The 12211-nt window shown below is 60.2% G+C and carries 10 protein-coding genes; 9 read left to right on the forward strand and 1 reads right to left on the reverse strand.

The genetic code is table 11. The annotated features are described in order from the left end of the window. Nucleotides 1-1040: methylmalonyl-CoA mutase family protein (locus PPP56_RS04210; protein ID WP_353562786.1), on the reverse strand; the 1040-nt coding region annotated here is incomplete at its 3' end. A 69-nt stretch (nt 1041-1109) separates the two neighbouring features. On the opposite strand from PPP56_RS04210, the gene PPP56_RS04215 reads away from it, so the two are divergent. From PPP56_RS04215 to PPP56_RS04255, 9 genes are all read left to right on the forward strand, one after another. Next, nucleotides 1110-1484, forward strand: coding sequence for a hypothetical protein (locus tag PPP56_RS04215; RefSeq protein WP_353562787.1), 375 nt, complete (start codon nt 1110-1112; stop codon nt 1482-1484). Further along, a complete protein-coding gene (locus PPP56_RS04220) occupies nt 1447-1620 on the forward strand; it encodes an RHS repeat-associated core domain-containing protein (protein WP_353562788.1) in 174 nt (57 codons plus the stop codon). The genes PPP56_RS04215 and PPP56_RS04220 overlap by 38 nt, the downstream gene beginning before the upstream one ends. Further along, nucleotides 1604-2104 carry a hypothetical protein gene (locus PPP56_RS04225; RefSeq protein WP_353562789.1) on the forward strand — a complete coding sequence of 167 codons (501 nt, stop codon included), beginning with the start codon at nt 1604-1606 and terminating at the stop codon, nt 2102-2104. Before PPP56_RS04220 ends, PPP56_RS04225 begins: the two co-directional genes overlap by 17 nt. 388 nt (nt 2105-2492) lie before the next feature. Continuing rightward, entirely contained in the window at nt 2493-2918 is a 426-nt protein-coding gene (locus PPP56_RS04230; RefSeq protein WP_353562790.1) for a putative toxin-antitoxin system toxin component, PIN family, read from the forward strand. A gap of 55 nt (nt 2919-2973) precedes the next feature. Beyond that, a complete protein-coding gene (locus PPP56_RS04235) occupies nt 2974-3300 on the forward strand; it encodes a YlcI/YnfO family protein (RefSeq protein ID WP_353562791.1) in 327 nt (108 codons plus the stop codon). A 260-nt stretch (nt 3301-3560) separates the two neighbouring features. After that, nucleotides 3561-4280, forward strand: a complete 720-nt coding sequence (locus PPP56_RS04240; protein WP_353562792.1) for a fumarylacetoacetate hydrolase family protein — start codon at nt 3561-3563, stop codon at nt 4278-4280. A gap of 135 nt (nt 4281-4415) precedes the next feature. Further along, nucleotides 4416-6812, forward strand: coding sequence for a LemA family protein (locus PPP56_RS04245; RefSeq protein WP_353562793.1), 2397 nt, complete (start codon nt 4416-4418; stop codon nt 6810-6812). Nucleotides 6813-7147: 335 nt separating this feature from the next. Continuing rightward, nucleotides 7148-9514 carry an amino acid permease gene (locus PPP56_RS04250; RefSeq protein ID WP_353562794.1) on the forward strand — a complete coding sequence of 789 codons (2367 nt, stop codon included), beginning with the start codon at nt 7148-7150 and terminating at the stop codon, nt 9512-9514. 202 nt (nt 9515-9716) lie between these two features. Further along, complete coding sequence (locus PPP56_RS04255) at nt 9717-12035, forward strand: amino acid permease (protein ID WP_353562795.1); 2319 nt, start codon at nt 9717-9719, stop codon at nt 12033-12035. The last annotated feature ends 176 nt before the right edge of the window (nt 12036-12211 follow it).

A 12211-nucleotide genomic window follows, 5' to 3' on the forward strand; every position in this document is an offset into this window, starting at 1 on the left:
GTGCCGCCCAGCGCCGCAGCCAGCGCCTCGATCGTGGTGCGCATCACGTTATTGAACGGATCCTGCTCGGCCAGGCTGTAGCCGGAGGTCTGGCAGTGCGTGCGGAGCGCCATCGACTTCTCGTTCTCCGGACCAAACTGCTGCACGAGCTGCGCCCACAGCAGGCGTCCGGCGCGCATCTTGGCGATCTCCATGAAGTGGTTCATCCCAATCGCCCAGAAGAACGACACACGCGGCGCAAACGCATCGATGTCGAGTCCGGCGTCGAGCCCCGTGCGCAGGTATTCCAGTCCATCGGCGAGGGTGTAGGCCAGCTCCAGGTCGGCAGGGGCACCGGCTTCGTGCATATGGTACCCGCTCACCGAAATCGCGTTGAAGCGCGGCATGTGTTCGGAGCAGTAGGCGAAAATGTCGCCCACAATGTTCATGGACGGCCTGGGCGGGTAGATGTACGTATTCCGCACCATGAACTCCTTCAGGATGTCGTTCTGGATGGTGCCTGCCAGCTGCTCTGCATCCACGCCCTGCTCCTCAGCGGCCACGATGTAGAACGCCATCACGGGCAGCACCGCCCCGTTCATCGTCATGGAGACGGACATCTCATCCAGCGGGATGCCCCGAAAGAGCACTTTCATGTCCTCAACGCTATCAATCGCGACCCCCGCCTTGCCCACATCGCCACGCACCCGGTCGTGGTCGGAGTCGTAGCCGCGGTGGGTGGCCAGGTCGAAGGCCACGCTCAGCCCCTTCTGTCCGGATGCGAGGGCTTCGCGGTAGAACTGGTTGGATTCCTCGGCTGTCGAAAAGCCCGCGTACTGGCGGATGGTCCACGGACGAAAGGTGTACATGGAGGCGTACGGGCCGCGCAGATACGGCGGGATGCCGGCGGCGTAGTCCAGGTGCTCTACATCGGCCACATCCGATGCCTCGTAGGCTGGGTGCACATCGATTTGTTCGGGAGCCGTCCAGGGCGCGGGGGCATCGTCAGGCGGAGCAGGCTCGGGCGGGGTGTACGCACGCTGGCTAAAGTCGGGGCGCATAGGCAGGTTGGATTGAGACAAGTGAGACGTACACTGGAATCGCTTCCTATACCGACGACCGGGGCAAACGTGCCGCAAGTACAACAGCTTCTCCAGGTGGGAACCAGTCCTGCCACCTTCACCGTTCGCGATGGCGCAGCGGCCCTCGGCCAATTCAGCCACGGCCCGGCCATCGGTGGCGGAACGACGCCTTCTGTGGACTACTACAACGTCCTCCTCCCCAGCGGCACCCCCATTGGGCGCTTTGTAGGCGGAGCCGAAAGCGAGCGCCGCTACTACCACACCGACCATTTAGGCTCCACCCGCGCGGTGACCGACCCAAGCGGAACTGTCGTCGAGCGCCGCGACCACTACCCCTTTATTCCGCTTCGCTCCATCCGTCGCCTGCGGCTCGGGTGGCCTCCAAATGCCCGGCCGCACCCTCGCGCAGGGCCCGCGCGCTGATGAGGACTACACCGGCCACGAGCTGGACGCGGAAACCGGCCTGCACTACGCCGGCGCCCGCTACTACATGTCCGCAATCGGGCGGTGGCGCGCAGTACGACGCGGAACGCGCTCGCGCCGTGCTCGAAGGCTTTGACCGGCCTGTTGTACAGAAGGTTGATTCGCTGACGCGGTACGACGCTGACTATACAGCAATGCAGCAATATGCGCAAACGCTCACCGAGGATTCAATCGGTGAAGAGCGTATGCAGGTCATGCGCACGCTCATTCAAGCGGGAGACGCCATCACAGCGTTTGTTGATGCGATTGTTCAGATGCAGCAGGGTATTTTTCAGGCGGTGGAGCATATCGATCCCGATGCTGCTCCCACAGTCGACCCGGCTCTCTTTGAGTCGCAAGCGCGCGAGACGGCCATCAGTATCATACCAATGACGATGTTCTACATGTACCAGGACGTTCCTACCGAGACTCTGCAAGCGTATGCCGACTTTTACACAAGTGAGGCCGGGCAGTGGTACCACCAGGTCCGCAGTGATGCCGAGGCGTATGCTGAAGAGCACGCCGCCGAACGGCTGGTCACACGCGTCCAGCAGGCCGTTGAGGCCCGAGGCGAGGAATGAAGGGCTCCCTCACATCCAAGAAACCGCATCGAGCATGCAGTAGCGAACTGAACAAAGACCAGTACAGGATCAGCGTGAACCGCCACCCATCACTCCACCACCGTAATCAGATCAACAAGCGGCAGGTAGAGCGGAATAACAATGGCCCCCGCGGCCATACGCCCAACAACACAGACTCGTGATAAGCCATCCCCTTTGTCAGTGATTCGGGAACTATCTCCGCGTGGGCAGAGACATCGCTATTCCATAACGGGTCAGTTGAGATACGGGCTTTAGCCCATGCCTTGGTCGTGGCGTCTTGCTTGTCGGGTCTGGATCCGGAAACGCTTCACGTCTCGGGTTGTAATAATTCTGCTAAGGTTCATATGTGAACCACCTTGCCACACGCATGCCGCATTCCATCGTCATCGACACGAACGTGCTGTATGCGGCCCTCCGGAGTCGTCGTGGCGAGTCGCGGCGTCTGTTGGATGAGGTGTTCGAGGGCGCGTTCACGCCACATGTATCTGTGCCGCTCGTGTTGGAATATGAGGCAGTGCTGGTTCGTGAATCCCACGCGCTGGGCATCCAGCCGAAAGAAGCCCGCGTCGTGATTGCGGCCCTCCTGAAGCATGCAGAAACCCACCAGGTTCACTTTCGGTGGCCAGCGCATGTTCGGGATCCAGGTGACGCCCATGTGCTCAACACGGCGGTGGCTGCGTCCTGTCCGCATCTGATTACATTCAATAAGTCCGACTTCCATCAGGCATGGAGCCTGGGCGTCACCCTGCTAACCCCGCGTGAGCTGAGAATGCGCATTCGCTCCAACAGATGACCGTTGTAAGCAGATGACTGTTGCGTACGTTTACTCCCATTAGAACGATAGAGCCATGGGTGCACTGACCATTCGACTTCCTGAGTCACTCCACGATCACGTTCGCAAATTAGCCAACCAAGAGGGCCTGTCGATGAACCAGTTCGTCATGCTTGCGGTGGCGGAGAAGGTGACCCGCCTGGATGAGGGCGCGTCTTGGACATATGTCGAGGCGCTGCAAGCCGTTGGCCAAGCGACGGCTGACGAGCGAGGCGAAACGCTTGAAGAGGCAGCCCGGTCAATCCTGGATCAGGCACCAGATAGCGAGCCGCCGCCTGAAGACCGGCGTGTTGACAGCCCAGGCGTTGACACGGAGGAAACGCCAACGCCGCCGCCGTCCTGATCGATGAATAAGGACCCGTTCAGCGTGCACTGGCAAGCACGGGCACAGGATGCCCGGCCTGTCATGACACCGGATACAACGGACGCACTGCGGCATCAGAAGGGATGCTTCACTGCGTCCGCCTGTCCTCTCTCACTTCGCTCGTGGCAGGCCCCCGTTCAAGATGACAGGTAGACGCGAACGGCCGGCACACCAGGAGCCGTTGTGCGTGTTGAAAGCACGTTCGCTCGCATCCCTCTTCATTAGAACCAGCCTCTTACATGCGCCTTGCTCGATTGCTAACCAACACCGGTCCGGTTGCGGGCCGGTACGACGACGGAACGCTCATTACCGATCACGGCACGTACGAGGTGGGGCGCGATGGACGCCTGCTGCCACCGTGTACGCCGTCGGCGCTTTACTGTGTGGGGCGCAACTACGCGGCTACGCTCGACCAGATGGACTACGAGCGTCCCGACGCGCCCGACTTCTTCATCAAGCCGCCGGTGAGCGCCATTGCGCATGAGCAGCCGATTCCGTATCCCATCTGGACCGAGCAGCTCACGTATGCGGGCGAGCTGGTGGCGGTCATCGACATGCGGTGCCAAAACATAGCGCCCCGCGAGGTGCCCGAGGTGGTGCGCGGCTACACGATCATGAACGATGTAGATGCGCTCGACCAGCCCGGACGCACCGCCCGCAAGGCATTCACCGGATCGGCCCCACTCGGTCCGTGGATCGAAACCGACCTGGACCCGACCGCGCTGTCGATGCACACGTACGTAAACGACGAAAAACGCCAGGACGCGCGCACCGACCTGATGCTGTTTGATCCGTTTGAGATTATCGCGTTTCTGTCCGAGCGCTTCACGCTACAGCCGGGCGATGCGATCGCGTTCGGCAGCCCCGCCAACCCGGGCGACATTGAGCCGGGCGACACGGTGGCGATCACGTACGAGGGCATCGGGACATTGCGCAATACGGTGGCGGCGCCGGTCTGAGGAGGGATACGGCCCGCGTGCGCGACCGACGATGTCCGCATCGCGTTCGTTAATGCGCATTGGAGGGATGCAGAAAAAGCAGGCTGTCTCATGCGCCTGGGTGCGCGCCTCACATAACCCATTGTTGCTATCTCTATGGCGTATGTAATTTTCGGAGGTGCTCTCCTGGTTATCGCCTTTCTGGTAAAAGCGATCGGGAAAACATCGCTCTGGCACAGTCCGCGTCCGGGATCCATTTATGGAGCGCTTGCCGCGGGGGCACTGGGGCTGGGTCTGATGGGCTTTGGGTTGAGCACGTGGAGCTTCGACGCGATCGAGGAAATCCGGCAGGTGGAGCGGACGCCGCGCATCAGTGTGGCTTCTGTGATCACCGGCGAGGTAAACCTGCGAGGAGCCGTTATTGAAAAAGATGAACTCCACGCATCCCCTGAGACCAATACGCCCAGCGTCTACTACCGGCACGTTATTGAGCGGCGCCGCGACGACAGCTGGACAGTCGTGCGCTCGACGTCGCGAGCAGCCAATTTTATGCTGGAGGATGCGACAGGCCAGATCCCGGTTCAGGTGCGCAATGCCGAAATCAACGCTCCGATGCGCCACCGCCATCGATCGGGCAACCGCCGGTACACCGAGTACCGCATTGAGCCGGGCGATACGGTCTTCATGTTCGGGTATGCGCAGCAGCGCGAAGCAGGATACACGGTGGGATTCGAGCGGGAGGGAGCATACCGTCCGCTGATCTCCACGGGTACGGCGCTCCAGTTTCGCCAGGGGCGCGCTGTGAACAGCAGTCTGCTGGTGCTGGCAGGCACAACGGCATTTCTATTTGCAGCCTTCGCGTTGTTCACGCTCATCAGGGTGCACAACGCTGCAGCGTACATGATCGGGGTTACAACGGTGACAGTTACCGTGCTCTGCGTACAGGGCGTTCTAATGCTGCACAACGACCTGATCCGCGCACACGAAGCAACAACGCGTGTGCTGGCTGAGGGCGAACGCGCCATTCTCGCGATCTTAGACCGCCACGAGATACCAGCCGCCCGGCTGTCCGATGTAGGATCGATGCAGGAACCCCGGTATGAAGCCCTGTCGGACGCGGAGCGTCAGCGCATCATGGGCGTGCGCGTACGGATGGCACAGACGGCCGCGCGCACCGCCACACAACATGACCGCATCCCCGAGCGCTTCATTGCGCGTGCTTCAAACGTTCCTGTACCGCCAACGATAGCCCTGCCGTCTGACGAGGAGGACCGCTTTGCGGCCGGCGTAGAGGCGGCTCCGGTGCGCTTCACCGGACGCTACGCCCTCCTGATGCTGATCGTAGGTGCTGGCGGACTGTTTTTCGGCACCACGAAGGGGTTCAGGCAGGTGGCGCGCAAGCGAAGAATTGAGAACATACCCACGTCGCCTGTGGGGGGCGTGGTGTACGGGCTCGTTGAACTGCAGGGCCGGGCTGTCGCCGTTGAAGGGCAACCGTCGCTCAGGGGGCCGCGGTCGGGCGCTGATTGCCTGCACTACACCCTGAAAGTAGAAAAGTACAACACCGACGACGGTAAATGGGTCACCATCCGAACGAACCGCCGTCAGGTCGACTTTGGCTGTGTAGATGATACCGGGACCGTACACATCGCATCGGAAGGGGCCGAGTTCTCCTGCCGTCGAACGATGACAGAGATGGATTCGACCGATCGCGATACATTTCGGTTCACCGAGTCGTCGATCCAGCTCGGAGACGATGTGTACGTTATGGGGATGGCGCAGGTCAACCCGGAAACGCACGACGCGCTATTCATCGGGGCCTCTGACGACACGCCTTTCATCGTAAGCGGCCTGTCGGCCGATGAGCTCAAGACGAAAGCCGTTGTTAAGGGGTTCTCTTTTCTAAACATCGGCATTGTAACCGCAATGGCGACGGGCATCGGACTGGCCGGGCTGCTGATGGCGGTTGGGCCGGCTCTGTACGCGACCATGGCCGGGCTGTCGGCGAGCTACCTGTTTCTGATACTTGGCCTCATGTACTATAACGACCTGGTGTTCTTGCGGCAGCGCGCAGAGCGCAACATCGCCAACATCGACGTGGCGTTGCAGAAGCGCTATGACCTGATTAGAAATCTGACATCAGCGGTAGAGCGGGCACTCGGCCACGAACAGACGCTACAGGAGATGGTTGCCCGTGTGCGGCAACTGCACGACACAGATGGGGGGGCAGCAGTCCAGCAAGCAGAGCTGCAAGCTGGGGATGCGGTGCGTAAGCAGCTTCGCATCGCGGTGGAGAGTACTCCCGATCTTCGGGCCCATGAGTCGGTTCGTGCCTTTATGGACGCGCTGGAAGCGGTCGAGAACGACATTTCGTTTATGCGTACCGGCTACAACGACACAGCTGAACGTTACAACATGCGCATTCGGCACTTTCCGGAGGTGCTGATCGCGCTCCCGTTTGGATTTCAGTCGTTACCGTTTATTGCAGAAGAAGCACGGGGGGCTGCCCCCCACAAAGCGGTTACGGCTACGAAGAAGCTGCAGCAGGAGTAGCGCTGCACCGAAAGCATGTCTTCTGCAATTCATCCTGACCCTACGATGCAGCCGGGATAGAACAGACCGTACTGGACATGCTACGGATCACAGGTAAGTCAGGCGAGATAGAGACCGGGTGTATGGGCGTCTGAGCATGAATGCGTAACAAATCGACTATAGTAACAAGATGGCGGTGGACACTGTCCGGGGTAATGGCTATCCTTTTACTCGTGAAAGCAAGTCCGGTGCTGATATACCTGCACTTAGATGCTGAGAGCCGCTGAGAGCTGTGTTGACATAAGGACTGTTTCTGTTTCGCTACGACCAATCAAAATACTCAAGAGGTATTTCCTTTGGCGCAAGACGATCTGCGACGTGAATTAGGCTTCTGGGATGCGCTCACTATCGGAGCGGGTACCATGATAGGAGCCGGGATCTTCCTACTGGCCGGTGTGGCGCTTGAACTGACGGGGCCGGCGGCGATCTTTTCGTATCTGGCGGCCGGACTTGTGTGTATGATTACGGCTGCCAGCGCTGCTGAACTTGCTACCGGTATGCCGACTTCGGGAGGCGATTACTACTTTGTGTCGCGCTCGCTGGGCCCCGCGCTTGGTGCCATATCGGGGGTTGGCATCTGGCTTAGCCTTACCTTTGCCATTGCGTTCTACCTGTTCGGGCTTGGCGAGTACCTTTCGCAGTTTGCTCCCATTACGCCGTTCTGGGGGGCGTTTATCGGCGGGGTCTTGCTTACGGCCCTGAACGCGTACGGTGCAAAAGAGTCGGGGCGTGCGCAGGTGGTTGTAGTACTTACGCTGTTTGTCATTCTCGGCGGCTTCTGCCTGATCGGGCTGTTTTACATTGATGTCGACAACTTCGAGCCGTTTTTCCCCTTTGGTACAGCGCCGGTTGCGTCGACAACTGCGCTGGTGTTTGTCTCGTTTCTCGGATTCGTCAAGATTGCAGCGGTAGCGGAAGAGATTAAGAACCCTGCCAAGAATCTGCCCCGGGCCCTAATTGGCTCCGTTGCGCTGGTAACGGTGCTGTACGTCGTTATCCTGCTCATCATTGGAGGCATCTTCACGCAAGAAACGATCGGCGATGTGCGCGATCCGCTTACGCAGGCCGCTCGTCTGATGCTCGGTCCGGTAGGGGCGGGCATTATCATTTTTGCGGGGCTGCTGGCAACGGTTTCGTCGGCCAACGCAAGCATTCTGGCCTCATCGCGCATCAACCTGGCGATGGCCCGCGACCGCATGGTGCCAAACTGGCTGAGTGCGATCCACGAGACGCTCATGACGCCCTACCGTGCTATTTTGCTGACGGGCGTTCTTGCGCTTTTGTTTCTCCTGTTAGAGAGCCTGGAAGACCTGGCCAAGATTGCCAGTGTGCTGCAGCTGTATAGCTACGCTGCGCTCAATATCGGGTGCATTACGCTGCGCGTGGCCAGTCCCGACTGGTACGAGCCGTCGTTCCGGACGCCGTTCTTTCCCTTTATTCAGGCGTTTGCTGCAGTGGCCTGTGTCGGAATTATTCTGTACTCAGGGCCGTTTGCGCAGATTGCCGTTGTTGTTCTGATCGTCTTGAGCCTGGCGTGGTACGCCGTGTGGGGACGCAGCCGCGTGGATATTGAGCACGCTGTGCCCGAGTTCAAAGCCGAGTGGAACGAGCACGGCTGGAGCGTGCTTATGCGCCCGGCTCCCGAACTGAAAGTTGGACTGCCCGAGGCGGTGCTCCCGGGCGAGCGCGCCATCAATGCCATTGAGCCGCGCCGTGTTGCCGTGGCCTTGGCCAACCCCGACACCGAGGCCGATCTGCTTAAGATGGGCCGCTACATTGCTACAGGGCGCGATAAAGGGGGACACGTAACCGGACTGCACCTTGTGCGGGTGCCGCTGCAGACGCCGCTTAAAGAAGCACGTGAGCAGTTTGCCGAGCGCCCTTCGCTGCAGGAGACGATTAGGGGGCTATCTGCACAGGCGGAAAGCGAGATATCTGAAAACGGAAGCGACAGCCGCCCCTACCTGCAGACGAAGATTGATTCATCAATCGATGTGGCCCACGATGTGTTTGGGGGGCTGATCAACGAAACGATGCGCAATGAGGCCGACCTGCTGCTGATGGGGTGGCGCGGCGGATTCAATGTAAGCAACATCTACAACAGCCCATCGCAGCGCATTATCCGAGACCTTCCCGCTGATGTCGCTTTTCTGAAGGATCGTGGCTTAAGGCGGATGCGAAAGATTCTGCTGCCATGGGGGGGCGGGCTGCACGCGCGTCTTGGACTCGAGATCGGTGTGCGGATTGCGCAAGCTACTGGCGCCGATCTGCACGTGCTACGCGTGGTGCGTGAAGGGGTCGACCTGGAAAGCGAGAAAGCATCGCTGCAGCGCACCGTGCGTAACGAGATCGGTGACGACGACACGATTGTCTACCAGGTGGAGCATGCCGATAGCGTGACTGGTGGCATTGAGCGCGCTATGGCCCAGGACGACTTCGCCCTCACGATCATTGGCGCCTCGCGGGAGTGGACGTTCCGGCAGGTGCTCTTCGGGTCGATTCCTGACGTGGTGGCCGACCAGGCAGACTCGTCGGTGCTTATGGTGCGGCGCTACGTGCCAGATACGCTACCGACAAAGGCGACGGAGGGCTTCAAGCGATTCAAGGAACGCATCGGGTTCACGACCTCGCCGGAAACGGATACGGCCGGGTCGGCGACGTAGCACAAGACGACCGTATCGTGGCGTGATACAAGAGGCAATTAAAAGAGAAAACGTGCCCCGCGCGCCCCCGAGTGCCCAAGCTGGGCGATAAGCTGCATGCGGGGGGCCGGCATCCGGTAGAGGCAATCCCATTCGGAGAAAGTGGGCCGACATGCTCTGTGCAGCAGGCCTGCGCATCCATCCAGTAGAACGTCGTTTTGCTATGACAGATTCTATGGCAGGTTCAGAAGAAACCGGGACTCCCAATGCACCTTTTGAAGACGCTCCGGCGGAAAACTCTGCGGCAGTGCAGGAGAAAGCGGTAGAGCAGGACGTCGAACCCTCTGCGGAATCGGACATTATGCCCGAGGGCACCAAGTATGGCACCTTTGCTGGGGTCTTTGTGCCAACGCTGCTCACCATTCTGGGCGTGATTATGTACCTGCGTACCGGCTGGGTGGTCGGGAATGCGGGGCTGATTGGCGGGCTGCTGGTGATTGGCCTGGCATTCGGAATCGTGACGGCGACGGGGCTGTCGATGTCGTCGATCACGACCAACATTCGGATTGGAGCCGGGGGGGCGTACTCGATTATCTCGCAGTCGCTCGGCCTGGAGGTGGGGGGCGCGGTGGGCATTCCGCTCTACCTGGCGCAGGCGCTGGCGGTAACGATGTACATCTTTGGCTTTCGAGAGGGGTGGCTCTGGGTGTTTCCTGAGCACCCCGCGCTGCTGGTCGATCTGATTGCGTTTGCGCTCATCTTTGGCATCGCCTACATCAGCGCGAGCCTGGCCTTTCGGGTGCAATATGTGATTCTGGCGATCATTGTGGCGTCGCTCATATCGGTAGCGATGGCCGCGGCGACTGGCTCCATGGCCATGCCGTTCGGAGACATTCAGCTGTGGGGGGATTTTCCGGGTGCGCCCGAGAATGACTTCCCGGGCGTGTCGTTCTGGGTGGTGTTTGCCGTCTTCTTTCCGGCGGCCACCGGCATTATGGCGGGGGCGAATATGTCGGGAGAACTGAAGAACCCGCGCACGAGCATTCCGCTGGGCACGATGAGCGCCATCGGGATCAGTTTTGTGATCTATGTGCTGATTGCGATCTGGCTGCTCCGCTCGGCCCCGACCGAGGAGCTGCTTACGAACTACACGGTCATGATCGACATGGCGTACTGGGGGCCACCGGTGGTAGCCGGACTGCTGGGGGCTACGTTCTCGTCGGCACTGGCTTCGGCGGTGGGGGCGCCGCGTATCTTGCAGGCGCTGGGTAACCACGATATTCTACCGGCAAGCGGCTGGATGTCGCGCCGCACCGACGCAGGGGAGCCGCGCAACGCAATGCTGATTACTGGAGGCATCGTTCTGGCGGCGCTTATGGTGCGCGACCTGAACGCCATCGCGCCGCTCATCACGATGTTTTTCCTGATCACCTACACCATGATTAACGTGGTGGTGTTTGTGGAGCAGACGCTGGGGCTGGTTAGCTTTCGCCCGATTCTTCGGCTGCCGCGTGTGGTGTCGTTTGCGGGGGCTGCCGGGTGTCTGATGGCGATGTTCATCGTAAACCCGACGTTTGGGCTGGCTGCCATGGCTATCGTCGTCGTGTTCTACGGCGTGCTGGTACGCCGTACCCTCGATCACTCCATGGCCGACGTGCGCAGTGGGCTGTTCGTGTCGCTTGCTGAGTGGGCGGCCAAAAACGTGAAAGACCTGACCTCGCGCCAGGAGCGCGCCTGGAAGCCCAACATTCTGGTGCCTATCCGCGACGCAGATACGCTGCGCGGGTCGTTCCTCTTCGTGCAGGACCTGGCAGCCCCAAAGGGCGCGGTCAATCTGCTGGGGCTGGACAGCGAGAACGCCTCAGAAGACCTGGCGCGCCAGGTCGAAGACCTTACGTCGGCCTTTCGGAAGCGCGGCGTGTTCGCCTCCTCGGCTGTGGTCTCGGCCGAACGGTTCGCTCCCAGCCTGACCGCCAGCATCCAGACCATGCAGGGGGCCTTCTTTAAGCCAAATATCCTCTTTCTGCCCTTGCCAGACGACGACGAGCGCGAAGACGACTATGCGCATCTGGTCCATACAGCCAGCGACCAGCAGATGGGAACGTGCATCTACGCGCCGCACCGCCGGGCCGGACTGGGGCAGCGCGAAACCGTGAACGTCTGGATCAACGACCGGAGCCCCGACTGGAAAGTGTCGATGGACATCGGCAATCTGGACTTGCCGCTGCTTCTTGCATACAAGCTCAAGCGCAACTGGAAGGCGGAGATGCGCCTGCTAACCGTCGTTGACACCGAAGAGCAGGCTGAAGAAGCACGTGCCTTTTTGCACACACTTGTCGATCTGGCCCGCATGCCGGAGGCCACCGTGTCGGTCCATGTGGGTGCGTTTGAGCCCTATCTTTCCGACGCCCCACGCGGCGATGTGAACATCTTCGGGCTGATGGATCCGCCTAACTTTGCCCGGATGCGCGAGATCGTTGCTCGCACCCGCACGAGCAGTCTCTTCGTGCTTGACTCCGGCCAGGAGAGCGCGCTGGCGTAGGGAAGTATGGTAGATAAGGTAGCGGTTCAATGGTTAGTGATTGTCATGTGAGCTACATCATTGTAGTCCGCTTAACCCCCTCTGTCTACCGACATCTCCCCCTTGGAAAAGGGGGAGAAACCCGAAGGGAGAGGGGGTTCGAACGAAACGAAGTGCGATGTCTTTTGGCTATATCA

It is taken from the genome of Longimonas sp. (genome assembly GCF_040409695.1).
In the GTDB taxonomy this organism is placed as follows: Bacteria; Bacteroidota; Rhodothermia; order Rhodothermales; family Salinibacteraceae; genus Longimonas.